We start from the raw sequence: 25,292 nt of genomic DNA, 5'->3' as shown, positions 1-25,292 counted from the left end.
GACCGGCTCGGAGCGAGGGGGAGACATGGATTACCTGCCGTTGTATGTCGATGTGAAAGGCGCACCCTGCCTGGTGGTGGGGGGCGGCACCGTCGCGGCCCGCAAGGCGGAGCGGCTGCTCGCCGCCGGCGCGCGGCTCACCGTGATCGCGCCGGGACTGGGCGAGGACTTGGCGGCGTGTGCGCAGCGCGGCGCGTTGGTGCACGTCGCGCGCGGGTTTCGCGATGCCGACGTGCACGGCTATCGGCTGGTGATCGCCGCCACCGATCAGCCGCTGTTGAACCGGCATATCGCGCGCCTGAGCGCCGAGGCCGGGGTGTGGGCCAACGCGGTGGACGACGGGCCGGCGAGCGCCTTCGTCATGCCGGCCTTGGTCGAGCGCGGCCCGCTGGTGGTGGCGGTGTCGAGCGGCGGCGCTTCGCCGGTACTCGCGCGGCGCACGCGGCTCGCCATCGAGCGGCTGCTGCCGCCGCGCTACGGGCGCCTCGCGGCCCTGGCCGCGCGCTACCGCGCCCACGTGAAGGCCGTACTGCCCGCACCCCTGCGCCGCCGCTTCTGGGAGCGCGTGTTCGACAGCCCCGTAGTGGAGCACGTACTCGCGGGCCGCGACGCCGACGCCGAGGGCGCGCTCGAGGCGTTGCTGCGCGACCAGGAACCGGCGCGCGGCGAGGTGTACCTGGTCGGGGCCGGGCCGGGCGACCCGGAGCTGCTGACGCTGCGCGCGCTGCGCCTCATGCAACAGGCCGACGTGGTGTTGTACGACCGGCTGGTGAGCGCCGAGGTGCTCGACCTGGTTCGCCGCGACGCTGAACGCGTGTATGTGGGCAAGCGCACCGGCGGGCGCGGGATGAGCCAGGCGGCAATCAACGCGCGCATGATCGAACTGGCGCAGGCGGGCAAGCGCGTGCTGCGCCTGAAGAGTGGCGACCCCTTCGTGTTCGGGCGCGGCGGCGAGGAGATGGAGGCCCTGGTGCAGGCCGCGACCCCGTTTCAGGTGGTGCCCGGTATCACCGCCGCCAACGGCTGTGGGGCGCTGGCCGGGATCCCGCTCACTCACCGGGGCAGCGCCCAAGCCTGCACCTTCGTCACGGCGCACGGCCGTAACGGGGAGTTGAATCTCGATTGGCGCGCGCTGGCACAGCGTGGCCAGACCCTGGTGGTGTACATGGGCCGCCCGGTGCTGGGGACGCTATGCACGCAGCTCGTCGCGCACGGTCTGTCCGCGTCGACCCCCGCGGCCTTGATCGCCGACGGCACGCGCCCCACGCAGACCGTGATCACCGCCCCGTTGGTCGAATTGCCGCAGCTCGCGCAGCGCCTCGATGCCGACGCACCGGTGTTGCTGGTGGTGGGGGAGGTGGTCCGCTTGCGTGAGGCGCTGAATGCTCGGGCGACGGACGGCGCCGCGCGCGATCCGGTACGCGCGGTCGGCACGCTGTGAGCGTCGCGTCCGACATCCATGCCTGCATTCAGGCCCTGGGCCGCGGCAAGCGCGGGGTCCGTGGTCTTAGCGCGGCGGAGGCCGAGGCCGCGATGGGCGCGTTACCGGCGGGTGAGGCATCGCCGGCGGCTTGCGCCACCTGAAACCGGCGCGTGTGGAGGTTGGCGCCCTGCGTCGGCTCTGGCCGGGAGCGGGATCCTACGGGGAGGCTGCGGTGGTCGGCACGGCGGCCATCGCCTTGCGCGCTGGGGCGCGCGGCGAGCCCGATCGATGCCCTGGCGCTGGCGCACCGTTGGTGGCGCGCACGCGCGCGAACCTGGTAACGCGCGCGGTGGAGCCGCCCTCGCGCCGTGTGCTAGCGTGTGCCTTTGTCCTCGCTGGAATCGCCGCGCGTGCCTCGCTCCTTTATCTGGCTGTTCGGGCTGTTGATCGTGCTCATGCTGGGCGGCCTGCTGGGTGCCTGGTGGCTGCGTGAGCAAGTGCCCGTGCACGGCAAGCCGCTGGTCGAGGTCGAACCCGTCACGGCCGAGGCGTGCGACCTGCACCGCGGGCCCTGCCGGAGCGCGGTCGACGGCGGCAGCGTGACGCTCACCCTGGCCCCGCGCCCCATCCGTGCCCTGCAGCCGCTCGACATCGACGTGCAGGTGGAGGGTGTGCCGGTGCAGGCGGCGGCGGTCTCGTTCAGTGGCGTGGACATGTACATGGGGCACAACCGGGTGCGCCTGCAATCCCTGGGGGCGGGCCGGTATGTCGGGGAGGGGACGCTGCCGGTGTGCGTCACGGGCCGCATGACCTGGAGCGCCGAACTCATCCTCGAGGGGCCGGACGCGGTGCGCGTGGTCCCGTTCCACTTCGACGTCGAGGGCCGCTGAGCGCGCGCGCGCTTCGCCGTCGGGTGGTACGGCTTGTTCGGTCGCGGGCGAGCACCCACAATGGGTTGCAGGTCCCACTGTTCAAAGAGGCGCCAGCATGCATATGCGTTATTTCTGGATCCCCTGTCTGGCCTTGCTGCTGCTCGCGCCCGTCGCCGCGGCGGCCGAGAAGGGCGGCGACCCTTGGTGGCTGGACAGCGCATGGTGGTACGAAGGACAACTGCCGCAGCCGCAGAACCACAGGGTCACGCAGGAATGGTCCAGCTATACCCACGAGGACGTGGAGGTGCCGACCCTGATTGTGCGCCCCGAGGGCGAGGAGCCGTTCCCGGGGGTGGTGTGGGTGCACGGCCGGCGCGGGCTGGACGACCTGGCGCAGATGCAGGTCCAGCGCCTGGCGGCGCGCGGCTTCACGGTGGTGGCGCCGGATCTGTACTCGGGGCGTTTCATTGCCGCCATGCCCATCGAGCACGATTACCAGTTGGAGGAAGATCTGGCCGCGGCGGTGGACTTCGCGCTCGAGCTGGAGGCCGTGCAGGGACCGGAGGTGTGTTTCGTGTCCATCACCCGCGGCGGCTATTACACGCTCAAGGCGGCGGTTACGCACGAGCGTCAACACAACGGTGTGGGCTGCATGGTGGCCTTTTATCCGCACCTGCAGGATCCCAACGCGCCCGAGCCGATGCAGGTCTACCGGCATGCGCCCGAGATCGGCGAGCTCACCATTCCCTTCCTGGTGTTCGTGGGCGAGCACGAACAGTATCAGCGCAAGCGCTCGATCGAGATGTCGGTGACCACCCTGGAGGCCGCCGGTCGGCCGGTGCGCCTGGTGGAGTACCCGGGCGTGGGCCGCGCCTTCGATTTTCGCGCGCCGCCCACCCGCACCTTCGCCGATGACCTGGCGTCGCGCGACGCGATCGTGCGTACTGCGGACTTCCTTCGCGAGCACCTCACGCAAGGCGACTGATCCCCGGGCAGGGCTCGTCGCAACACGCGGCGGGCTCAGTCGTCCATCAGCAGAGCGAGCTTGCCGAGGTGGCCGCGTTCGATGCGCCGATGGGCCTCGGCTGCCTCGCCGAGCGGCAGCGTGGCGCCGAGGTGGATGCGCAGTTGGCCGGTATCGAACAGGCGCGCGCACTGCTCGAGGATGCGGGCCTGATAGGCCCGCGCGGCCTCCATCTGGTAGTACATGGGCGTGAGCATGAGCTCGTAGCTCACGCGCAGATTGCGCAGGCGCGCTTCTTTCCAGTCCATCTCGGCCGGTTGGAGCAGGGTCACCACGTCGCCGTAGACCTTGACCGCCGCCATCGTGGCCGCGAAGGTGGCCCCGCCCACCGTGTCGAGCGCAAGGTCGACCCCCTGGTCGTTCGTCCAGGCGCGCGCGCTCTGCACGAAGTCCTCGTGCTTGTAATGGATGACGTGCTCCGCGCCCCATCGGTGCGCGAGGTCGGCCTTTTCCTCGTTGCCGACCGTGGTGGCGACGGCGGCGCCCGCCACACGGGCGAGTTGGATCGCCACGTGGCCGACGCCGCCGGCGCCGCCGTGGATCAATACGCGCATACCCTCGCCGATGCGGCCGCGGTCGTGCAGCGATTCCCAGGCCGTGATCGCCACCAGCGGCGCCACCGCCGCTTCGGCGAAACTCAGTGAGACCGGCTTGATGGCCGCATGGCGCTCGTCCAGCACCACGTACTCGGCGTAGGTGCCTTGTTCGTCGCCGATGCCGCCGGCGCAGAAATAGACTTCGTCGCCCACGCGAAAGCGCGCGACCTGCGGGCCGCAGGCCTCGACGACGCCGCTGCCGTCGCAGCCGAGCACGGCGGGCATGCGGTCGGGGAAGTAGGTGCCGCGGCTGCGTAGCTTGGTATCGACCGGGTTGGTGCCGGCCGCGCGCAGGCGCACCAGGATTTGGTTGGGGCGCTGGATGTGGGGCTTGGGCAGGGTGCGCGGCTGCAACACCTCCGGCCCGCCCGCCGTGGTCATGACGATCGCCTTCATGTCTGCCTCCGAAGCCTGCGCAAAACGCGCGCCCGGCACGGGTGTGCCGAGGGGATGTTGGTATCATATTACGCTTTGGCGACGTGAACGTGGGTGGCCGAGGTGGCGGTCGAGATCGAACGAAAATTCCTGGTGCGCGACGAGCGCTGGCGCGCGGGCGCCGACGCCGGCGCGGCGTATCGCCAGGGCTATCTGTGCGAACCGGGCAGGGCCTCGGTGCGGGTGCGCATCGCGGGCGAGTCCGCCAATCTCAATATCAAGAGCGCGCAGCTCGGCGTGCGGCGCAGCGAGTTCGAGTATCCGATCCCCGTGGACGAGGCGCAGGCCTTGCTCGCGCTGTGCGAAGGCGCGCTAATCGAGAAACGCCGCTACCACGTGCGCCACGGCGCGCATCTGTGGGAGATCGACGTGTTCGAGGGCGATAACGCCGGCCTGGTGGTGGCGGAGATCGAGCTGCAACACGAGGACGAGCCCTTCGAGCATCCGCCCTGGCTGGGCGAGGAGGTCTCGCACGATGCACGTTATTACAATGTGTGTCTGGTGACGCATCCGTACAAGGACTGGAGCGCAGGGTGAGCGCGCGCCGCATCCATGTCGACCTCGCTGCGCAGCGCCTGGTTTGCCGGCAGGGCGATGAGGTGCTGCTCGATGTGCGTGTGGCCACCGCGCGCAACGGGGCGGGCGAGACTTTTGGCAGCGAGCGTACCCCGCGCGGGCGGCACGTGATACGCGCCAAGATCGGCGCCGGCTGCGCGCCGAACACCGTGTTCGTCGGACGCCGCCCCACCGGAGAGGTGTACAGCCCGGCGCTCGGTGCAGCCCACCCGGGCCGCGATTGGATCCTCACGCGCATCCTGTGGCTGAGCGGGCTGGAGCCGGGGCGCAATCGGCTCGGGCGCGTGGACACCATGCGCCGCTATGTGTACATCCACGGGTGCCCGGATGAGCACCCGATGGGCGTGCCTTCGTCGCACGGGTGCGTGAAGATGCGCAACGAGGACGTGATGCGCCTGTTCGACTTGGTGCCCGTCGGCACCGAGGTCTTGATCGAAGCGTGATGGGAGAGGCAATGCTGGGACCGGTAATGGTGGATGTGGAGGGCCTCGCGCTCAGCGACGAGGACGTGGAGCTGCTGCGTCACCCGGCGGTCGGCGGCGTGATCCTGTTCGCGCGCAACTACCAGTCGCCGGCCCAGGTGCGCGAGCTGGTGACGGCCATCCATGGCGTGCGCAACCCGGCCTTGTTGGTGGCGGTGGACCAGGAGGGGGGGCGCATCCAGCGCTTCCAGGAGGGCTTCACGCGCCTGCCGGCCGCGCGCCGCGCCGGCGAGCGTTACGACCGCGACCCGGCCGAGGGCCTGGCGCTCGCCGAGGCGCTCGGCTGGATGATTGGCGCGGAGCTGCGCGCCGTGGGCGTGGACTTCAGCTTCGCGCCGGTGCTGGACCTCGACCGCGGCATCAGCGACGTCATCGGCGACCGCGCCTTCCATGCCCAGCCGGAAACGGTGGCGCAGCTCGCGGAGGCCTGCATCCGCGGCCTGCAGCGGGCCGGCACCATCGCGGTCGGCAAGCACTTTCCCGGCCATGGCGGCGTGGCGGCCGATTCGCACTTGGCGATCCCGGTCGACACGCGCCCGTTCGATGAGATTGCGCAGGCGGACCTGATTCCCTTTCAGCGCCTGGCGGGCGCCCTCGCCGGGGTGATGCCCGCGCACGTGGTCTATTCACAGGCCGCGCCTGAAGCGGCGGGCTTCTCGCCGTTCTGGCTGCAGGAGGTGTTGCGCGGGCGCCTCGGCTTCGACGGCGTGGTGTTCAGCGACGACTTGAACATGGAGGGGGCCCGTGTCGCGGGCGGCTATCTCGATAGCGCGCGGGCGGCGCTCGCCGCCGGGTGCGACATGGTGTTGGTGTGCAACAACCGGCCCGCCGCCGTCGAGGTGGTGGAGGGGCTGGGCGGGCGCTCCGATGGAGCGCTCAGCAAGCGCCTGGAGCGCCTGCATGGTGCGGGGCCGGAGCTCGAACTGGCCGACCTGCGCGCGGCAGAAAGCTGGTACGCGGCGGCCGAGGCGTTGGCCTGAGGTCTCCGGCGCGATGCGTTGGCGCGTGCCCGGCAATGCCACGTCGGAGGGTGTGTCTGGCTTTATTACCGTATTTTAAAATGATGATCTTGGCGCCGACGGCCGGCAGGCCTATAATCGACCGCTTTCAGCGGCCCAGCGCGCGGCCACCCCGCATCTAATACCCAAACCTGGAGACGAAAGATGGCTGATAAGCTGATGATTGTGATGGTGAACACGGACCCCAAGAACGGTTCCGAGCTGGGTGCGCCGTTCTTCCAGGCGACGGTTGCCGCGGCGATGGAATTCGATGTCGAAGTGATCATGACCGGCCGCGCCGGTGAGCTCGCCAAGAAGGGCGTGGCCGAGAACCTGTTCGTGCAAGAAGGCAGCCCGAAGAGCGTGTACGACTTCATCAAGGACGCGCACGAAGCCGGCGTGGTGTTCAAGGTCTGCACCCCGACCTTGGATCTGTGGGGCGACGACCTGATCCCCGAGATCGACGAGACCGTCGGCGGCGCGTACGTCATCAGCCAGGCGATGGACGACGACACGGTGACCTTCACCTACTAAGTCGTTCGGCATGGCAGTCAGCGCACAGCAGGCGTGGGCGGTCTACGAGGCCGCCGACTGTCTCTACGAGCAGGCGCAGGTCGAGCGCGCGTTCGACCGTCTGGCGGCGGAAATCACCGCTCGTCTCGGAGAGCGGGATCCACTGATACTGTGCGTCATGGCCGGCGGCGTAATTCCCGCCGGCCATCTTCTTACCCGCCTGCACTTCCCGTTGCAGGTCGACTATATCCACGCCACGCGCTACGGCCACCGCACCCGCGGCGGCGAGTTGGACTGGCGCGTGCGTCCCACGAATTCGCTGCAGGATCGGGTGGTGCTGGTGGTGGATGACATCCACGACGCGGGCATCACCCTGGCGGCTATCCTGGAGGCCTGCGAGCGCGCCGGCGCGCGCGAAGTCTACAGCGCCGTGCTGATCAACAAGCGACGCGAGGGCAAGCACCCGCGCGCCGCCGACTTCGTCGGCCTGGAAACCGAGGATCGCTATTTGTTCGGCTACGGCATGGATTACAAGGGCTACCTGCGCAACGTGCCGGGCATTTATGCCGTACACGAGGACCACGAATGAGCAAGGACGAACGGCCGGAACTCGCCATCATCGGCGGCACGGGACTGACCTCGATCAACGCGTTGGAGATCACCCGGCGAGAGATGATCCACACCCCATACGGCGAACCGTCCGGCCCGGTCACGCACGGCACGCTGTGCGGCCGCAATGTGGTATTCCTCGCGCGCCACGGTTACGGCCATACCATCCCGCCGCACAAGATCAACTACCGCGCCAACATCTGGGCCCTCAAGGAGACCGGCGTGGGCAACGTGCTGGCGGTCAACGCGGTGGGCGGCATTCGCGCGGACATGGTGCCCGGTACGCTGGTGTTTCCCGATCAGATCATTGACTACACCTGGTCGCGGGTGCAGACCTATTTCGACGAGGGCCTGACCTCGGTCACGCACATCGACTTCACGCAGCCTTACTGCGAGGCCCTGCGGCGCCAGCTGGTCGCGGCCGCGCAGGCGGCGGAGCTCGCGGTGGTGGAGGGAGGCACCTATGGCGCTACGCAGGGGCCGCGCCTCGAAACCGCCGCTGAGATCGTGCGCCTGGAACGTAACGGTTGCGACATGGTCGGCATGACGGGCATGCCGGAAGCGGCGCTCGCACGCGAATTGAACCTCTGCTATGCGTCCTGTGCCGTGGTCGCCAACTGGGCGGCCGGCAAGGGGGAGGGGGAGATCACCATGGAAGAGATCGACCGCTACCTGAAGCGCGGCATGGAAGAGGTCCGCAGCCTGCTCGGCGCACTTATTCCTCGCATGTGAGGCGGCGTCGTGCCGCGCGTGTGACTGCGGTTGCTTAGCTGCGCGGCGGCGTGTAGCGCTGCACGCTGACGATGACCCCGAACAAGGGGTGATCGAGATAGTGAATCTCGCCGCTGCGCATCCGCCGCGACTCGATCATGCGGAACGCGGCGAGGCTGGGGGTGAGTTCTTCCTCGTCCTGCTCGAACACGGCCGCTTGCGGGCGCGGCTGCGGGCGGTAATAGAGCAGGTCGGCTTCGATGTGCAAGAAGCGCGACAGCACCAGGCGCAGCACGCCCTCGACATCCGCTTCCCCGGTCGCCAGCCCCGCCTCGTGGCGCAACAGCCGATCCGCCAACAGCGCTTCCCCGCCGCGCGGGGCCAGCCGCACAGCGACCGCTTCCTCGGCGTCCAGCCCGGGTTGGCGCCACGCCAGGTGGCGTAGCACGTTGTAGGCCGGCGAGGCCCCCAGACCACGGGCGGCCTCGGCGAGGCGCAGTTCACCTTCCGGCAGGAGACGGAACGGCACTTGCGCCAGCGAGCCCCGGAACGGGGGCAGCAGCGGAGTCGCGGCGTCCACCGCCGGCACCGAGTCGAGCGGCGGCCAGACCTCGCCGGGCGCCTGAGCCCCGACGGTGCGCTCGAACACGATGACCTCGACGGTGTACCAGGTCGGTGACTGCTGTGCCATCAGGCCCGGCGCCATCAGCAGTAGTACCAAGCCCACCAGCATCCGCCCCATTGATCGCTTCACGCTTGCCTCCTCTCGCTGCAGCGGACTATACCACGCGGTCCCGGCCCGGCGCCGCGACAGGCGTCCGCAAAGGCGCCCGCGCGGGCCCAGCGGGAGCGGGCCGTTCTTCACCCGCTCGTCAGGCCGCATCGCGCGCGCCCAGGGTCTGAAGGAGGTCGTCCAGCGCGCGAATACGCGCCTCGGCATCGGGCAGCGGCGCCACCAGGCGGAGCTTGTTGCCGCCGTCGAGCTTGTAGATCTTCGGTTGCCCCTGGATCAGGTTGATGATGGCGACCGGGTCCACGTTCGGCTCGTCGCGGAACAGCACGCGGCCCCCTTGCGGGCCCACGTCGATCTTTTCGATACCGAGCGGCGTCGCCTTCAACTTCAGCTGGGTGACCTCGAACAGGCGCCGGGTCGGATCCGGCAGCAGACCGAAGCGGTCGATCATCTCCACCTGCAGCTCGCGCAACTCGTCGGCGTCCTTGGCGCTGGCGATACGCTTGTACATCACCAGGCGGGTATGCACGTCCGGCAGGTAGTCCTCGGGGATCAGCGCCGGCAGGTGCAGATCGATCTCCGCGCCGTGGTCCAAGGGGCGGTCGAGCTCGGGCTGGCGACCGGCCTTGAGGGCCTGCACCGCGCGCTCGAGCAGCTCGCTGTACAGGTTGAAACCGATCTCGTGCATCTGCCCGCTCTGCTCGTCGCCGAGCAACTCGCCGGCGCCGCGGATCTCCAGGTCGTGTGTCGCCAGGGTGAAGCCGGTGCCGAGTTCCTCGATGGCCTCGATGGCCTCCAGGCGCTTCACGGCGTCCGGCGTCATGCGCTTTTGCGGCGGGACCACCAAGTAGGCGTAGGCGCGGTGGTGCGAGCGGCCGACGCGCCCGCGCAGCTGGTAAAGCTGGGCGAGGCCGAAGCGGTCGGCCCGGTTGATGACGATGGTGTTGGCGGAGGGCACGTCGATGCCGGTCTCGATGATGGTGGTGCACACCAGCACGTTGTAGCGGTGGTGATAGAAGTCCGACATCACGCGCTCGAGTTCGCGCTCGCGCATCTGCCCATGGGCCACCGCCACCCGCGCCTGCGGCACCAGCGCCTCGAGCTCGCGCGCCTGGCGTTCGATGGTCTCCACGTCGTTGTGCAGGAAGTACACTTGGCCGCCGCGCTTGACCTCGCGCAGACAGGCCTCCTGGATCAGGTTGTCGTTCCACTCGTGCACGAAGGTCTTCACCGCCAGCCGGCGCGCGGGCGCGGTGGCGATGACCGACAGGTCGCGCAGGCTGGCCAGCGCCATGTTGAGGGTGCGCGGGATCGGGGTGGCGGTCAGCGTAAGCACGTCCACCTCGGCACGCAGCGACTTGAAGCGCTCCTTCTGGCGCACCCCGAAGCGGTGCTCCTCGTCGATGATCACCAGCCCCAGGCGCTTGAAGCGGATGTCCTCCTGCAGGAGCTTGTGGGTACCGATGACGATGTCCACCGTACCGTCGGTGACGGCACTGACCACCGCCTCCTGTTCCTTCTTGGAGCGAAATCGCGACAGCCCTTCCACGCGCACCGGCCAGTCCGCGAAGCGGTCGCGGAAGGTCTGGGTATGTTGCTGGACGAGCAGGGTGGTCGGCACCAACACCGCCACCTGGCGCCCGTCCTGCACGGCGACGAACGCCGCGCGCATCGCCACTTCGGTCTTGCCGAAGCCCACGTCGCCGCACACCAGGCGGTCCATCGGACGCGGCGCGCGCATGTCCTCCAGCACCGCATCGATGGCCGCCTGTTGGTCGGGGGTCTCTTCGAAGGGGAAGCCGGCGGCGAAGGCGGCGTACTGCCCGTCGTCCAGCTTGGCCGCATGCCCCTGGCGCGCCGCCCGGCGGGCGTAGATGTCCAGCAGTTCGGCGGCCACGTCGCGCACGCGCTCCGATGCACGGCGCTTGGCCTTTTCCCATTGGCCGCTGCCGAGCTTGTGCAGCGGCGCGCTCTCCGGCGCCGCCCCCGCATAGCGACTGATGAGGTGCAGCGAGGACACCGGCACGTACAGCTTGTCGCCGCCCGCATACTCCAGCGTCAGAAACTCGGTGGTGACGCCGCCGACGTCCAAGGTCTGGAGGCCCAGGTAGCGGCCGACGCCGTGATCCTCGTGCACGACCGGCGCGCCTTCGGTCAGCTCGGCCAGGCTGCGCACCACCTGCTCGCTGTCGCGTGAGCGGCCGCGCCGGCGCCGACGTTGTAGCACCCGTTCGCCGAACAACTGCGCCTCGGTCACCACCGCAATGGGCGGATGCTCGAGCACCAGGCCCTGTTCCAGCGGGGCGACGGTAATGGCGCAGTGCGCGTCCCCCGTGGCAAACGCGCGCCAATCCTCGACGAGGGTCGGCGTCACGTCGATCCCGCGCAGCAGTTCCAGCAGGCTTTCGCGCCGGCCCGCTGTCTCTGCGGCGAACAGGACGCGACCGGGGAACTCCGCGAGGAAGCTCTGCAATCGCGCGGCCGGCCGGGTGGCGCGCGCATCGATGGCCAGCGGCGGGGGGTGCTGGGTGGCGAGATTACTGCGTCCGGCACCGGCAGCCTGCTCGAAGCGCTGCGATTCGACGCGCGCGAACGCGCGCAGCGCGCCGAACAACTGATCGGTCGGCAGAAACATGTCCAGCGGCGGCAACAGCGGGCGTTGGGTGTCGTGGCGGCGCTGCTCGTACCGGTGGGCGATCTCCTCCCAGTAGGTTTCGGCCGCCCCATGCACGTCCTCGACCGTGACCGCGACCGTCCCGGTCGGCAGGTAGTCGAACAAGGTGGCGGTGGCATCGAAGAACAGCGGTAGGTAGTACTCGATACCCGCCGGCGCGTTGCCCTGACTTACCTCCCTATAAATAAGAGACCGCTGGGGATCGCCTTCGAAGCGGGTGCGGTAGGCGGCCCGGAAGCGGTTGATGGCCCCCTCGTCCAGGGGGAACTCCCGCGCCGGCAACAGCCGAGCCTGCGTGACCTTGTCGGCCGAGCGCTGCGTCTCCGGGTCGAAGGTGCGCAGGGTTTCCACCTCGTCGTCGAACAGCTCAATGCGGTAGGGCAGGGGCGCGCCCATCGGGTACAGATCGATCAGGCTGCCGCGCACGGCGAACTCGCCGTGTTCCATGACCTGCGAGACACAGCGGTAGCCGCTGTTCTCCAGCCGCTGGCGCAAGTCCTCCAGGTCGAGGCGCTGACCCACGTCCAGCACCAGGCTGTGCGCCTCGAGGTACTGGCGCGGCGGCAGGCGCTGCATAAGCGTGGAGACGGGAATGACCAGCAGACCGCGCGTCAGCGTCGGCAGGCGGTATAGCGTCGCGAGCCGCTCCGAGATGATGTCCTGGTGCGGCGAGAACACGTCGTAGGGCAGCGTCTCCCAGTCCGGAAAGGCGAGCGTGGGGCAGCAGTCGCCGGCATAGAAGCGTACCTCCTGCTCCAGGCTCTGGGCGGCCGCGGCATCCGGCGCGATAACCAGCAGGGGCGCGGCGAGTCGGCGGGCCGCCTCGGCCAGGGCGAGTGCCGCCGCGCTGCCATACAGCTGCCCCCAACGAACAACGTCGCCGGGGGCGCGCGGCAGTTGGGGCGCGAGGGTGGTGGGGTCGTTGTCGTCCATGCGGTGCCGATGCGGGAAAACGGCGTAGTTTAGCGCCTACGCCAATGCCGCGGTAGTTGACGGGTGTCGCGGCGCTGCGGGGCGCGCGCGGTGTCGTGATCCCGGGACGCTCCGCAGGGTTGGGAAGAGCCGGGCTGCAGGATACGTCGCGCGGTCGATATCGCACTCAATCGCGGACTTAGGCGCATATGGGGGTGCGGCGCACATTGACAACCGACCGACGGGCGTCGCCGCTGGGCAGGGGCGCAGGCCGCGCGGTCGGGAAAGCGGTAGATGTTGCGTGGCGGCGACGAAATCCGCGCCGCCGCCACGCTCTGGCGGGCGCCCAATCCCGTGAGTGTGCTCTATGTGATTGACTTCCCGGCTCGATGTTCGTACTGGCACGGCGATTGCTCTCCTGACCACGTCGGCCAAGAAGGCCCACGATTTACGACTACAGAAATTCAAGGAGGCACGAACATGGCATTTAAGGACAAGGCTGCGCTGGTACTGGCGCTCTCGATGTTTTCCGGCGCTTCGATGGCGGCGGGCATGGGCGGCGAAGATCCGGGCGCAGGTGCGGGGGCTGGCATGGATCAGCCCGGCATGGCGGAGCCCGGCGTCGGCATGAACGGCGAGGGGACCGCTGAGCTGACCGGGGAGGACCGCGACCGCTTTGAGCAGCTGGATCAGGCCGGCACGGGAGAGATCACCCGCGAAGAGGCTCAGGCCGATCCGCAACTGTCTCAGCAGTTCGATGAGATCGACCGCAATCAGGACGGCGTGATCGACGAGTCCGAGTTCGCGCAGTTCATGGAAGAGCAGGATGGCGCCGCGCCCGGCGTGGGCGAGGAGCCGACCACCCCTGGCATGGATGACCCCGGCGTCGGCGGTGAGCCCGGCACGGAGCCTGGCGGTGAGCCCGGCGGCGAGCCCGGCATGGGCGGTGGCGGCCTGTAAGGCACTGCCGAACTCGATCTAAAGAATTACGTTCCTCCCTCACCCCCCCTGGGTGAACTTTGCGCGGCGCCCCTCGCCGCGCTTTTTTTTTGCCCGCGCGCCGAGTTGTCGCCGGAAGGCGACGTTTGGCGCTGGGCAGCGGCAGAGGTCTCAGGCGGTGGGGGTGAGTAGTTGTCGGGCCTGTTGCACGTACTCGCCGCGGCGGAAGATGAGCTGCCAGCGACGCCCGCCGCACTGACGCCACAGCACCGCCGAGCGCATCGCAGCCAACAGCAGTGCGCGCACCTTGTTCACGTTGTCGGGATGCTGTAGGTGCCCGTGTTCCCCGCTCACCATCACGCGCGGTGTCAGTTGGCTGACCGTGTCGCTATAGATGCTGGCGAGGTTGGCGAGCACGTTGGCATGCGTGAGGCCGAAGTGATTGGCTTGCCCACGCGCCGCCTCGAGCCCCTCGGCGATGCGCGCCAGCATGGCCGGCTGCTTCGCCAGGCGCCGCTCCAGGTGCACCACGCTGATCGCGTAACGCGTCACCTCCATGGCCTCGGCGTCCTTGCGGCCTTGAAGCTGATCGACGAGGCCGCACAGACCCTGTTGCAGCGCCCCGACGCCGCCATACACCAGCGCCACATCCTCCGGCGGATTGAGTTCGAACAGGGTGTGCAGCACGCGCTCGAGCGCCGCGCTGTCGGTCATGCCGCGCCGGGCCACCTGTTGGACCAGTTGCACCGCCTCGAAGACGCCCGCCAGGGCGAGGGTGCGGTTACGGTAGGGATGCGTCGCCATGTGTATCTCGTCGCGCCTCAAAAGGCGCTTATGGTATCGGGTCGCGCCGGATGGAGGAAACGGCCCGGCGGAAACCGGCGGGAAGAAAGGGCGGAGGAAACGACCGGGTTAAGCCTCAGACGCGAGCGCGCTGGCGCTTGATGAACAGGATGGCCGCCGCCGGCACGTGGACCACGCCGAAGCCGGACAGGAACACCAGCCAGAAGCGCAGGCCCTCGGCTGGCAGATAGTGCGCCGCCATGACATAGCCGAACGCGACGCCGGTAACGACCAGGATCAGGCGTGCGCCCCACCCCTGACCGGGGGCGTGATGGGGGATGCGCAGGTGGGCGTAGATCGCGGCTGCCATACAGGCCACGGCGATGAGCAGGGGAACCAGCAGATCCATCAGGGGCACACGCGCAAATGGCGGAGCGAAGCTTTCATCGGACCTCCGGGTTATTGGTTCTTCGCTGGGAAGTCGCCGGCCGCGCGGGCGGCCGTTCCGTTGAAGTTAGCAGGTCGCGACCTCCGCGTCAGCGGGGGCGGATGCGGCGATGATCCCGCCGCCGAGGCATTCGTCGCCCGCATACAACACCACCGACTGCCCCGGGGTGATCGCCCACTGCGGGGCGTCGAAGCGCAGCGTCAGCCGCTCGGGCTCCGAGGTGGTGACCGTGCATGACTGGTCGGGCTGGCGGTAGCGCGTCTTGGCGGTCAGGCGCTGCCCGGCCGGCGGCGGCCCGCCACTGACCCAATGCAGGTCCGTGGCCACCAAGGCGTCGCGATAGAGCAGGGGGTGGTTCTTGCCCTGCACCACCATCAGTACATTGCGTTCAAGGTCCTTGCCCGCCACGAACCACGGTGCACCGCTGCCGCCGCGGCGTCCGCCGATGTTGAGCCCCTGACGCTGGCCGAGGGTGTAGTACATCAACCCGGCGTGTTCACCGACCACCTCGCCTTCGGGCGTCTCCATCAGCCCCGGCTGCGCGGGCAGGTAGCGCGCCAGGAAGGTGCGGAAATGCCGCTCGCCGATGAAGCAGATGCCGGTGCTGTCGCGTTTGGCGTGCGTCGGCAGTCGGGCCGCCGCCGCGCGGGCGCGCACCTCGGACTTGTGCAACTCGCCGACCGGGAACAGGCTGTGCGCGAGTTGGTGTTGATTCAGGGTGTAGAGGAAGTACGACTGGTCTTTCTCAGGGTCACGACCTTTGAGCAGGCGGTGGCGGCCCTCGACCTCGTCGCTGCGCACGTAGTGGCCGGTCGCAATGCGCTCGGCGCCGAGCCCGAGGGCGTGATCGAGAAAGGCGCGGAACTTGATCTCCTTGTTGCACAGCACATCGGGGTTGGGGGTGCGCCCGGCGGCGTACTCGTCCAGAAAGTGCTGGAACACGCGGTCCCAATAGGCCCGCGCGAAGTTCACCGCGTGCAGTGGGATCTCCAACACCTCGCACACGGCGCGCGCGTCCGCGTAGTCCTCGGCCGCCGTGCAATGGCCGTCGCGGTCGTCGTCCTCCCAGTTCTTCATGAACAGGCCTTCGACGCGGCGCCCCTCGTTCTGTAGCAGCAGGGCCGCGACCGAGGAGTCGACGCCGCCGGACAGGCCGACCATGACCGGCCGCTTACTCATCCCCGATCTCGTTGATCACCGTGAGCGGGTAGCGCTGCCCGTCGAGGTAGTCGTCCACACAGCGCAGCACCAGCGGACTGCGCCGGTTGTCGCGCTGCGCCAGCTCGTCGCGGGAGAGCCACAGCGGGCGCAGAATCCCCTCATCCAGAGTCCGCTCGGCCGATTCCCCGGCCAAGTGGCCGCTAAATGCCAGGCGCACATACACGCGGCCATCGTCCGTGGCCCACTGGTAGACCCCGACCAGGGCCTCCGGCACGAAGTGAAAGCGGGTCTCTTCCAGCGTCTCGCGCACCACCGCCTCCAGCAGGGTCTCGCCCGCCTCCAGGTGCCCGGCAGGCTGGTTAATCACCACGGCGTCGTCCGCGCGCTCCTCCACCAGCAGGAAGCGGCCGTCTTGTTGGGCGATGGCCGCCACGGTCACGGCCGGTTTGTCGGGCATAGGCATCAGCTTCCTCCATGGGTACCGTGCGCCAGGCGCCGGGGGCAAGGCCTTCGAGGGTCCAGGGTCCCACCGCCCAGCGCACCAGGCGCAGGGTCGGGTGGCCCACGGACGCCGTCATGCGCCGTACCTGACGGTTGCGCCCCTCGCGAAGGGTGAGGGCAATCCACGCGGTGGGGATGCTGGCCCGGTAACGCACCGGCGGTTCGCGCGGCCACAGGTCGGGCGACGCCAGCCGCTGCGCCTGCGCCGGCGCCGTGACGCCGTCCTTCAGCGCGACCCCGCTCGCGAGCCGGGCGAGGGCGGCGGCGTCCGGCTCACCCTCCACCTGCACCCAGTACGTCTTCGGCCACTTGTGCTGCGGCGCGCTGATGCGCGCCTGTAGCCGGCCGTCGTCGGTTAGCACGACCAGGCCTTCACTGTCGCGGTCGAGTCGCCCGGCGGCGTAGACTGAAGGCAGGGACACATAGTCGGCCAGGGTGGGACGCCCCGCGGCATCCGTGAATTGGCACAGCACGCCATAGGGCTTGTTGAACAGCACCACCTGGGACATGAAGTCATTATACGGGGCGGGCGGTGTGGCCGCTTGCCTCTTGCCGCGGCGTCGCAAGGCCGCAGGAGGCGTGAATGCTGGAGTCGGCGGTGACCATCGGGCGTGTGGCGGGAATCCGCATCGGGATCCACTACACCTGGTTCATCATCTTCGCCCTGTTGACCCTGTCCCTGATGCTGTTGTTCCAGGCCGGCTACCCCCACTGGCCGCAGGCGCAGGTGACGACCACGGCCGTGGTGACCTCGCTGCTGTTCTTTCTCAGCATCGTGCTGCACGAGCTCGGGCACAGCCTGGTGGCGCTGCGCAAAGGCATCCCCGTGCGCTCCATCACCCTGTTCATCTTCGGCGGCGTGGCGCAGACCGAGCGGGATGCCGAGCGCGCCCAGGACGAGTTCTGGATCGCCATTGCGGGGCCGCTGGTCAGCCTGGCGCTGGCCGCCGCGTTCTATGTCTTGAGCGCGCTCATGCAGGGCCTGAGCGAGCCGGCGGCCGTGGCCTTCGGCTGGCTGGCGTTCATCAACCTGGTGGTGGCGGTGTTCAATCTGATCCCCGGCTTTCCACTCGACGGCGGGCGTGTGTTTCGCGCCACTGTGTGGGGCTTGTCCGGCAACCCCGCCAAGGGCATGGCCTGGGCGGTGATGGGCGGACGGCTGGTGGCCTACGGCTTGCTCGGGGTAGGGGCATGGCTCGCGATCATGCACGGGCTGCTGCTGAACGGCCTGTGGCTCGCGGCGATCGCCTGGTTCCTGTTGAGCGCGGCCGAGGCGAGTTCGCGCGACTTCACCCTGGGGCAGCTGCTGCGCGGGGTCAGCGCGCGGCAGATTCTGCGCCCGGACGTGCCGCAGGTCGCCGCGGGCACCGCGCTGCAGAATTGGGTCGACGCGGGCGCGCTGGCCGGGGGCGAGCGCGCGGCGGTGGTGACGCGCGGCGCCGACGTGGTCGGTTTGGTGACCTTGAGCGACGCGCGCAAGGTGGCCCGCGAGCGCTGGGGGCTGGTGGCGGTGGACGAGGTCATGACCCCGCGCGAGCGTCTGCAGGTGGTGGCACCCGACACCGGACTGGAGGACGTGCTGCGGGCGATGGAGCGCCAGAGCCTCAATCAGGTGCCGGTCATGGAAGGGGAGCGGCTGGTCGGGTGGATCGACCGCGAGCGCCTGATGCGCGCCATCCGCGTGCGCAGCGAGGCGGCCGGCTGAGCCGACGGGCACGGCGCGCCAAGCGGCGTGTTAAACTGGGCCCTTCGGCAGCCGCCGGTCCTGGGCTGCCGGTCATCCAGTCGTCGTCCCGTTATTTGGAGCCATCATGACCCAATCCAAGCTCGTGCGCCCGGAGGGCGAACGCATCACTGTGCGTCCGGATCAGTCGCTGGACGTCCCCGACCGGCCCATCATCCCCTTCATCGAAGGTGACGGGATCGGCGTGGACATTACGCCGGTGATGCGCCACGTGCTGGATCAGGCGGTGGCCAAGGCCTACGGCGGCAAGCGCGCCATTGCATGGATGGAGATCTACGCGGGCGAGAAGGCCAACGGCGTCTACGGCGAGGGCGTCTGGTTGCCCGAGGAGACGCTGGCGGCGGTGCGTGATTACGCGGTGTCCATCAAGGGGCCGCTGACCACCCCGGTCGGCGGCGGCATGCGCTCGCTGAACGTCGCCCTGCGCCAGGAACTGGACCTGTACGTGTGTCTGCGCCCGGTGCGCTATTACGATGGCACGCCGAGTCCGCTGAAGGAGCCGGAGAAGACCGACATGGTCATTTTCCGCGAGAACTCCGAAGACATCTACGCCGGCATCGAGTGGGCGGCCGAAACGCCGGAGGCGCAGAAGGTGATCGCCTTCCTGCAGGAGGAGATGGGGGTGCGCAAGATCCGCTTCCCGGCCACCTCCGGCATCGGCATCAAGCCGGTCTCGCGCGAGGGTACCGAGCGGCTCGTGCGCAAGGCGATCCGCTACGCGCTGGACAACGGGCGCGACTCGGTGACCCTGGTGCACAAGGGCAACATCATGAAGTTCACCGAGGGCGCCTTCAAGAACTGGGGCTACGAGTTGGCGCAGCGCGAGTTCGGCGCCGAGCCGATCGACGGCGGACCGTGGTGCCGCATCAAGCGCCCCGACGGCGGCGAGGTGGTGGTCAAGGACGTGATCGCCGACGCCTTCCTGCAGCAGATCCTGCTGCGTCCCGCGGAGTACGACGTGATCGCCACCCTGAACCTGAACGGCGATTACATCTCCGACGCCCTGGCGGCTCAGGTGGGCGGCATCGGCATGGCGCCGGGGGCGAACCTCTCGGACGGCGTGGCCATGTTCGAGGCGACCCACGGCACCGCGCCACGCTACGCCGGGCAGGACAAAGTGAACCCTGGTTCGCTAATTCTGTCTGGTGAGATGATGTTGCGCCATATGGGGTGGACCGAGGCCGCCGACCTGGTGGTCAAGGGCGTCTCGGGCGCGATCGCCGCCGGCACCGTGACCTACGACCTGCACCGCCTGAAGGAGGGTGCGCAGTTGGTCAGTTGCTCCGGCTTCGGCGAGGCCGTGGTCGGGCGGATGTGAACGGATGGAACCGCAGGGGACGGGGCGGCGTGTGATGAAACGCTTCGCGGCCTTGGATAGAATGAAACCGAGGCGAGGGCGTCGGGGCGGCGGGAACAGCCGCCGGGCGCGGCGCTGGATTGCGGCTGGGCTAGACTTGATTCGACGATGAAAGACCACGATCAGCAAACCCGACACGATGACGGGTTGGCCGTCGAGGAGGCGAAGCCGAAGCTCAAACGGCCGCCGATGTATAAGGTCGTTCTGTTGAACGACGATTACACACCCATGGAGTTCGTGGTACACATTCTCGAGTACTTCTTCGGCATGGAGCGGGAGAAGGCGGCGCGCATCATGTTGCACGTCCACACCCGGGGGAAGGGAGTCTGCGGGGTGTTCCCGCGGGAAATCGCGGAGACGAAAGTGGCCCAGGTGAACGAGTATTCGCGGCAGCATCAGCACCCGCTGCTGTGCACCATGGAGGCCGCTTAGCGTCCGCGCTTGAGCGAGCGAGGTACGTCATGCTGAGCAAAGAACTGGAAGTCACGCTGAATCTCGCCTTCAAGGAAGCGCGCGAAAAGAACCACGAATTCATGACCGTGGAGCATCTGCTTCTGGCCTTGCTGGACAACGCCTCGGCCACCACGGTGCTGCGCGCATGCGGCGTGGATTTGGAGCGGCTGCGACAGGACCTGCGGGCCTACCTCGAGGAGACCACGCCGGTCATCGACCCGCGCGACGAACGCGAGACCCAGCCGACGCTCGGCTTCCAGCGCGTGCTGCAGCGCGCGGTGTTCCACGTGCAGTCCTCCAACAAGCGCGAAGTGACCGGCGCCAACGTGCTGGTGGCGATCTTCAACGAGCAGGAGTCGCAGGCGGTCTACTTCCTGAACAAGCAGAACGTCACCCGCCTGGACGTGGTGAATTACATCTCGCACGGCATCTCGAAGGTCCGTCAGGAGCAGAATCCCGACGCCATGCCCTCGGGCACGGAGGACGAGGGCGGTCCGCAGGCCGGCAAGTCGCCGCTGGAGAGCTTCGCCACCAACCTGAATGAGCTCGCGCGCCAGGGCAAGATCGATCCGCTCATCGGGCGCAAGCTCGAGCTCGAGCGCACCATCCAGGTGCTGTGCCGCCGCCGCAAGAACAATCCCTTGTTGGTCGGGGAGGCGGGCGTGGGCAAGACCGCGCTGGCCGAGGGTCTGGCCAAGAAGATCGTGGACGACGACGTGCCCGAGGTGCTGGAGAACTGCACGGTGTACGCGCTGGATCTCGGGGCACTGCTCGCCGGCACCAAGTACCGCGGCGACTTCGAGAAGCGCTTCAAGGCGGTGATCGGCCAGCTCAAGCGCGACAGCGGCGCGATCCTGTTCATCGACGAGATCCACATGATCATCGGCGCGGGCGCCGCCTCGGGCGGGGTGATGGACGCCTCCAACCTGATCAAGCCCGTGCTGTCGTCCGGGCAGCTCAAGTGCATCGGCTCCACGACCTATCAGGAATACCGCGGCATCTTCGAAAAGGATCGCGCGCTCGCGCGCCGCTTCCAGAAAATCGACATCGCCGAACCCACGGTGGAGGAGACGGTGCAGATACTGGAGGGGCTCAAGACCCGCTTCGAGGAGCACCACAGCGTGCGCTACACCCGCCAGGCGCTGCGCGCGGCGGCGGAACTCGCGGACCGGTACATCAACGAGCGCTTTCTGCCCGACAAGGCCATCGACGTGATCGACGAGGCGGGCGCCAACCAGCGTATGCAGCCGCCCTCGAAGCGCAAGAAGACCATCGGCCTGCGCGAGATCGAGGCCATCGTGGCCAAGATCGCGCGCATCCCGCCCAAGAGCGTGTCCTCGTCCGACAAGGACATCCTGCGCAACCTGGAGCGCGACCTGCGGCTGGTGATCTTCGGCCAGGACGAGGCCATCGGCACGCTGTCCACCGCGATCAAAATGGCGCGCGCGGGCCTGCGCGGTGACGAGAAGCCGATCGGTTCGTTCCTGTTCGCCGGGCCGACCGGCGTCGGCAAGACCGAGGTGAGCCGCCAGCTTGCGCGTACGCTGGGGATCGAGCTGATCCGCTTCGACATGTCCGAGTACATGGAGCGTCACACGGTCTCGCGCCTGATCGGTGCCCCGCCGGGCTACGTGGGGTATGACCAGGGCGGCCTGCTGACCGAGGCGATCAGCAAGCACCCGCACGCGGTGCTGCTCCTCGACGAGATCGAGAAGGCGCACCCGGACGTGTTCAATCTGCTGCTGCAGGTCATGGACCACGGCACGCTGACCGACAACAACGGGCGCAAGGCGGACTTCCGCAATGTGATCGTCATCATGACGACCAACGCCGGCGCGGAGCAGGCGGCGCGTCCCTCGATCGGCTTCATGGAGCAGGATCACGCGCCGGACGCGATGGAGGTGATCAAGCGCACGTTTACCCCCGAGTTCCGCAACCGCCTCGACGCCGTCGTGCAGTTCCACGCGCTGACCAGCGCGACGGTGGCGCAAGTGGTGGACAAGTTCATCGCCGAACTCGAGGCGCAGCTGGACGAGAAGAAGGTGTCGCTGACGGTGGACGACACCGCGCGGGCATGGCTGGCCGAACACGGTATCGACGTCAAGATGGGCGCGCGCCCGATGACGCGCATCATCCAGGAGCACATCAAGCGCCCGCTGGCGGAAGAGCTACTGTTCGGCAAGCTCGCCGAGGGCGGCCACGTCGAAGTGACCGAGCGGGACGGCAAGCTGCAGTTCGATATCGAGGGCGTGGAGCAGCCCGCCTAGCGCAGGCGGGGTGCGCTCCGGCGCCGCGCCCCGTCCGGCGCGCGGCGACGGGGGCGGCTAGGTGCGACCGCGGAAGACGACGCGGCCCTTGCTCAGATCGTAGGGGGTGAGCTGCACCGTGACCTTGTCGCCGGTCAGGATGCGGATGTAGTGCTTACGCATCTTGCCGGAGATGTGCGCGGTCACCACGTGGCCGTTCTCCAGTTCGACGCGGAACATGGTATTCGGCAGGGTCTCGATGACCGTGCCTTCCATTTCGATATGATCTTCCTTCGCCATTCTTACCTCTGGGTGAAAAGAAGCGATTATACCAAAGGCGCCCGGCACCGGCAGCAGCACGACGACGGGGGAGCGCCGGCCGGCCGTGGCACGTCAGCGAAGCTCTGATTAACCCAGCGCTTTCCGTGGCACAGGGTGGTGCGGCGTCGCGTGGACTGGTAACGCCGGGATGGAGTTGTACGGACCTGCCTTAGGGGGTGAACGGCTGCCAACGTCCGCTGCGGTAGGCCTCCACGGGCTCGAAGGCGGTCTTATAGCGCATCTTGGGGCTGTCGGCGATCCAGTAGCCGAGGTACAGCCAGGAGTATCCCAGCCGGCGGGTTTCTTCGATCTCCCACAGGATTGCGTAGGTGCCGAGACCGCGCTTTGCCTCGCGCGGATCAAAAAAGGTATACACCGCCGACAGGCCTTGGCTCAGTTCGTCCACCACCGCCACGGCCTTAAGCGCGCCGCGCTCGCGAAATTCGTACAGCCAAGTCTGCGCCCAGCTGCTGTTGATGAAGTGCCGGTAGGAGGCGGGATCGGCCGTATCCATGCCGCTGCCCGCGTGGCGGGTCGAGATATAACGCCGGTAGAGGTCGAAGTGCTCGGCGCGGTAGCCGGCCGGCAGGCGCGTGATCTCCAGTCCCGCATTGCGCTGCCAGGTGCGCCGTTGGCTGCGGTTGGGTGCGAATTGGGCCACCGGCACGCGCAACGGAATGCATTCGTCGCAGGTGGGGCAGCGGGGACGGTAGACGTACTCGCCGTTGCGCCGAAAGCCGTAGTCGGCCAAGCGCGAATACAGCTCCATGGTCATCGGCTTGGCCGGATCGGCGAACAGATTGACGCTGCTGCGGCTGTCCAGGTAACCGCAGGCGCTCGGTACGGTGGCGTAGAAGGTCAGACTCGCCGAGCGACGTCGGTTGAGTACGTCCTTCATGCACTGACCTCCTCGAGCCGAAAGTCGTTGTCGAAGCGCCACGGCGGCGGCCGCGACGACCGGTCGCAGGCACTCCCCAGCCACTTGGCGAACGCCTCACGCGGGATACAGCGCGCCCCCAGGCTGTCGAGGTGTTCGGAGCGAACCTGACAGTCGATGAGTTCGAAGCCCCAGCGGGCCAGTTGGCGCACCAGGTACACCAGCGCGATCTTGGAGCCGTCGCGCGCCCGGCTGAACATCGATTCGCCGAAGAACACCCGCCCCAGCGCCACACCGTACAGGCCGCCGATCAGCTCCTCGTCGCGCCACACCTCGATGGAATGGGCGTAGCCGAGCGCGTGCAGCCGGGCATACGCCGCGGCCATCTCGGCGGTGATCCAGGTACCCAGCCCGTCGCCGCGCGGTGCGGCGCACGCTTGGACTACCTGTTCGAACGCCGTGTCCAGCGTGACGCGGTAGTCGCCTCGGCGCAGTGCCTTGCGCAGGCTGCGCGAGACACGCAACTCCCCGGGCAGGAGCACCGCGCGCGGGTCCGGGGACCACCACATAATGGGCTGACCTGCGCTGTACCAGGGGAATATGCCCTGGCGGTAGGCCCGCAACAGGCGTTCCGGGTGCAGGTCGCCGCCTAGTGCCAGCAGGCCGTCGGGTTCCCGCAGCGCGTAGGAGACGTCCGGGAACGCCGCATCGTGATGGGGGTCCAGCCACCGGAGCTGCTGCATGTTCAGTCCGCCTGCCGATAGGGACTGTGGCGACCGAGCTCGGCCATGTACTGTTCCATCGCCTCCCGCTCGCGCTGCACATAATCGGCGAGGGCGTGACCGAACGCCGGGTGCGCGATCCAGTGCGCCGACCAGGTGCGCGTGGGGAGAAAACCGCGACTGACCTTGTGTTCGCCCTGGGCGCCCGGCTCGAAGCGCTGCAATCCCTGGGAAATACAATAGTCGATGCCCCGATAGTAGCAGGCCTCGAAGTGCAGGCTGTGGAAGTCGGCTTCCGCCCCCCAATGGCGGCCGTACAGCACGCCGCCGCCGGCGAAACTGAGCGCTCCGGCGATGTACCGGCCCCGGAAACTGGCGAGCACCAGCACGACCGCCTCGGGCATGTCGTGCGCCACCGCCTCGAAGAAGGCGCGGCTCAGGGTGGGCACGCCGCCCTTGCGGTCGAAGGTCTGGGTATAGAAGCGGTGGAACACCGCCCAGTGCTCGGGTTCGATTTGCGCACCCTGCAGGGTCGTCAGTTCGACGCCCTGTTCGGCCACCCGTCGGCGCTCGCGGCGCAGCTTCTTGCGTTTGTCGGCCGACAGGGCGGCGAGAAAGGCCTCGAAGTCGCTGTAGCCGCGGTTCTCCCAGTGGAACTGACAGCCGAGGCGGGGCAGGAATCCCCGTGTCGCGACCAAGTGCTCGGTGTCGTCGCGGTTGGTGAACAGCCAGTGCGCCGACGAGGCGCGCAGGTCACGGGCAAGCGCCAGAGCGCCGTCGATCAGGGCATCGACGACCGCGCCGCGGGCGGCCTCGGGGTGTACCAGCAGCCGCGGCCCGGTCGCCGGCGTGTAGGGCGCGGCACCTACCAGCTTGGGGTAGTAAGCCAGGCCCTCGCGCGCATAGGCATCCGCCCAGGCCCAGTCGAACACGAATTCGCCATAGGAGTTGGTCTTGGCGTAGAGCGGCGCGGCGCCGATCAGGCGCCCGCCGTCGTCGTGGACCAACAGATGATGGGGTAGCCAGCCGTAGCGCGGTCCGAGGCAGCCGTGGCGCTCCAGTGCGCATAGGAACTCGTGCCGCAGGAACGGATTGCCGTGCGGGTTGAGCGCGTTCCACGCCGGCGCGGCGACCTCGTCGAGGCGCTTGCAAACGGTGAGTTGCATCGGTCGCGTGGCCTCC

The 25,292-nt window shown here is 68.4% G+C and carries 26 protein-coding genes; 14 read left to right on the top strand and 12 right to left on the bottom strand.

What is annotated here, in order from left to right; genetic code table 11:
• Positions 1 to 25: 25 nt before the first annotated feature.
• From cobA to HUS23_00230, 3 genes are all read left to right on the top strand, one after another.
• A complete protein-coding gene (cobA, locus tag HUS23_00240) occupies positions 26 to 1,441 on the top strand; it encodes a uroporphyrinogen-III C-methyltransferase (GenBank protein ID QKT02382.1) in 1,416 nt (471 codons plus the stop codon).
• Positions 1,442 to 1,833: 392 nt separating this feature from the next.
• Positions 1,834 to 2,313 (top strand): hypothetical protein, encoded by a 480-nt coding sequence (locus HUS23_00235; protein QKT02381.1) that lies wholly within the window; start codon positions 1,834 to 1,836, stop codon positions 2,311 to 2,313.
• A 103-nt stretch (positions 2,314 to 2,416) separates the two neighbouring features.
• Complete coding sequence (locus tag HUS23_00230; GenBank protein QKT04902.1) at positions 2,417 to 3,280, top strand: dienelactone hydrolase family protein; 864 nt, start codon at positions 2,417 to 2,419, stop codon at positions 3,278 to 3,280.
• A gap of 35 nt (positions 3,281 to 3,315) precedes the next feature.
• Here HUS23_00230 and HUS23_00225 read toward each other — a convergent pair whose 3' ends face one another.
• Entirely contained in the window at positions 3,316 to 4,311 is a 996-nt protein-coding gene (locus HUS23_00225) for a zinc-dependent alcohol dehydrogenase family protein (protein QKT02380.1), read from the bottom strand.
• Between the two features lie 102 nt (positions 4,312 to 4,413).
• Here HUS23_00225 and HUS23_00220 point away from each other — a divergent pair, with 102 nt between their 5' ends.
• The 6 genes from HUS23_00220 (at position 4,414) to HUS23_00195 (ending at position 8,260) form a co-directional block, all read left to right on the top strand.
• Positions 4,414 to 4,887 (top strand): CYTH domain-containing protein, encoded by a 474-nt coding sequence (locus tag HUS23_00220; protein ID QKT04901.1) that lies wholly within the window; start codon positions 4,414 to 4,416, stop codon positions 4,885 to 4,887.
• An 11-nt stretch (positions 4,888 to 4,898) separates the two neighbouring features.
• Positions 4,899 to 5,369, top strand: a complete 471-nt coding sequence (locus HUS23_00215) for a L,D-transpeptidase (protein QKT04900.1) — start codon at positions 4,899 to 4,901, stop codon at positions 5,367 to 5,369.
• Positions 5,370 to 5,380: 11 nt separating this feature from the next.
• Positions 5,381 to 6,388, top strand: coding sequence for a beta-N-acetylhexosaminidase (gene nagZ, locus HUS23_00210; GenBank protein QKT02379.1), 1,008 nt, complete (start codon positions 5,381 to 5,383; stop codon positions 6,386 to 6,388).
• Positions 6,389 to 6,571: 183 nt separating this feature from the next.
• The gene (locus HUS23_00205; protein QKT02378.1) at positions 6,572 to 6,940 is read left to right on the top strand and encodes a DsrE family protein; all 369 of its coding nucleotides are present in this window, start codon (positions 6,572 to 6,574) and stop codon (positions 6,938 to 6,940) included.
• Positions 6,941 to 6,950: 10 nt separating this feature from the next.
• Positions 6,951 to 7,508: a hypoxanthine-guanine phosphoribosyltransferase gene (locus HUS23_00200; GenBank protein QKT02377.1), complete on the top strand. Its 558-nt coding sequence runs from the start codon at positions 6,951 to 6,953 to the stop codon at positions 7,506 to 7,508.
• On the top strand, positions 7,505 to 8,260 hold the full coding sequence (locus HUS23_00195) for an S-methyl-5'-thioinosine phosphorylase (protein QKT02376.1): 756 nt from the start codon (positions 7,505 to 7,507) through the stop codon (positions 8,258 to 8,260). The genes HUS23_00200 and HUS23_00195 overlap by 4 nt, the downstream gene beginning before the upstream one ends.
• 34 nt (positions 8,261 to 8,294) lie before the next feature.
• On the opposite strand, the gene HUS23_00190 is transcribed toward HUS23_00195, so the two are convergent.
• Both HUS23_00190 and mfd read right to left on the bottom strand, forming a co-directional pair.
• Positions 8,295 to 8,993, bottom strand: coding sequence for a peptidoglycan binding protein CsiV (locus tag HUS23_00190; GenBank protein ID QKT02375.1), 699 nt, complete (start codon positions 8,991 to 8,993; stop codon positions 8,295 to 8,297).
• A gap of 118 nt (positions 8,994 to 9,111) precedes the next feature.
• Entirely contained in the window at positions 9,112 to 12,579 is a 3,468-nt protein-coding gene (gene mfd / locus HUS23_00185) for a transcription-repair coupling factor (GenBank protein QKT02374.1), read from the bottom strand.
• Positions 12,580 to 13,038: 459 nt separating this feature from the next.
• Here mfd and HUS23_00180 point away from each other — a divergent pair, with 459 nt between their 5' ends.
• Positions 13,039 to 13,518, top strand: coding sequence for an EF-hand domain-containing protein (locus HUS23_00180; GenBank protein QKT02373.1), 480 nt, complete (start codon positions 13,039 to 13,041; stop codon positions 13,516 to 13,518).
• A gap of 150 nt (positions 13,519 to 13,668) precedes the next feature.
• Here HUS23_00180 and hflD read toward each other — a convergent pair whose 3' ends face one another.
• The 5 genes from hflD to HUS23_00155 form a co-directional block, all read right to left on the bottom strand.
• Positions 13,669 to 14,301: a high frequency lysogenization protein HflD gene (hflD, locus tag HUS23_00175; GenBank protein QKT02372.1), complete on the bottom strand. Its 633-nt coding sequence runs from the start codon at positions 14,299 to 14,301 to the stop codon at positions 13,669 to 13,671.
• 115 nt (positions 14,302 to 14,416) lie between these two features.
• Entirely contained in the window at positions 14,417 to 14,689 is a 273-nt protein-coding gene (locus HUS23_00170) for a hypothetical protein (protein QKT02371.1), read from the bottom strand.
• A gap of 105 nt (positions 14,690 to 14,794) precedes the next feature.
• Positions 14,795 to 15,907, bottom strand: a complete 1,113-nt coding sequence (gene mnmA, locus HUS23_00165; GenBank protein ID QKT02370.1) for a tRNA 2-thiouridine(34) synthase MnmA — start codon at positions 15,905 to 15,907, stop codon at positions 14,795 to 14,797.
• A complete protein-coding gene (locus tag HUS23_00160; protein QKT02369.1) occupies positions 15,900 to 16,346 on the bottom strand; it encodes an NUDIX hydrolase in 447 nt (148 codons plus the stop codon). The genes mnmA and HUS23_00160 overlap by 8 nt, the downstream gene beginning before the upstream one ends.
• Entirely contained in the window at positions 16,249 to 16,899 is a 651-nt protein-coding gene (locus tag HUS23_00155) for a pseudouridine synthase (GenBank protein ID QKT02368.1), read from the bottom strand. The genes HUS23_00160 and HUS23_00155 overlap by 98 nt, the downstream gene beginning before the upstream one ends.
• A 74-nt stretch (positions 16,900 to 16,973) precedes the next feature.
• On the opposite strand from HUS23_00155, the gene HUS23_00150 reads away from it, so the two are divergent.
• The 4 genes from HUS23_00150 (at position 16,974) to clpA (ending at position 22,211) form a co-directional block, all read left to right on the top strand.
• On the top strand, positions 16,974 to 18,095 hold the full coding sequence (locus tag HUS23_00150; protein QKT02367.1) for a site-2 protease family protein: 1,122 nt from the start codon (positions 16,974 to 16,976) through the stop codon (positions 18,093 to 18,095).
• A gap of 106 nt (positions 18,096 to 18,201) precedes the next feature.
• Positions 18,202 to 19,452 carry an NADP-dependent isocitrate dehydrogenase gene (gene icd, locus HUS23_00145; GenBank protein QKT02366.1) on the top strand — a complete coding sequence of 417 codons (1,251 nt, stop codon included), beginning with the start codon at positions 18,202 to 18,204 and terminating at the stop codon, positions 19,450 to 19,452.
• 147 nt (positions 19,453 to 19,599) lie between these two features.
• Positions 19,600 to 19,923, top strand: a complete 324-nt coding sequence (gene clpS / locus HUS23_00140) for an ATP-dependent Clp protease adapter ClpS (GenBank protein ID QKT02365.1) — start codon at positions 19,600 to 19,602, stop codon at positions 19,921 to 19,923.
• 29 nt (positions 19,924 to 19,952) lie between these two features.
• Entirely contained in the window at positions 19,953 to 22,211 is a 2,259-nt protein-coding gene (gene clpA, locus HUS23_00135; protein ID QKT02364.1) for an ATP-dependent Clp protease ATP-binding subunit ClpA, read from the top strand.
• 57 nt (positions 22,212 to 22,268) lie between these two features.
• On the opposite strand, the gene infA is transcribed toward clpA, so the two are convergent.
• The 4 genes from infA to HUS23_00115 all read right to left on the bottom strand — a co-directional run bounded on the left by infA (position 22,269) and on the right by HUS23_00115 (position 25,276).
• The gene (infA, locus tag HUS23_00130) at positions 22,269 to 22,490 is read right to left on the bottom strand and encodes a translation initiation factor IF-1 (protein QKT02363.1); all 222 of its coding nucleotides are present in this window, start codon (positions 22,488 to 22,490) and stop codon (positions 22,269 to 22,271) included.
• 190 nt (positions 22,491 to 22,680) lie between these two features.
• Positions 22,681 to 23,409, bottom strand: coding sequence for an arginyltransferase (locus HUS23_00125; protein QKT02362.1), 729 nt, complete (start codon positions 23,407 to 23,409; stop codon positions 22,681 to 22,683).
• On the bottom strand, positions 23,406 to 24,131 hold the full coding sequence (locus tag HUS23_00120) for a leucyl/phenylalanyl-tRNA--protein transferase (GenBank protein QKT02361.1): 726 nt from the start codon (positions 24,129 to 24,131) through the stop codon (positions 23,406 to 23,408). The genes HUS23_00125 and HUS23_00120 overlap by 4 nt, the downstream gene beginning before the upstream one ends.
• A 2-nt stretch (positions 24,132 to 24,133) precedes the next feature.
• Positions 24,134 to 25,276, bottom strand: a complete 1,143-nt coding sequence (locus HUS23_00115; protein ID QKT02360.1) for an N-acetyltransferase — start codon at positions 25,274 to 25,276, stop codon at positions 24,134 to 24,136.
• Between the last annotated feature and the right edge of the window lie 16 nt (positions 25,277 to 25,292).

This window comes from Ectothiorhodospiraceae bacterium 2226 (genome assembly GCA_013348725.1).
Classification (GTDB): Bacteria; Pseudomonadota; Gammaproteobacteria.
Note: the sequence above shows the minus strand (reverse complement) of the source record. Positions and strands in the feature narration are given on the sequence as shown.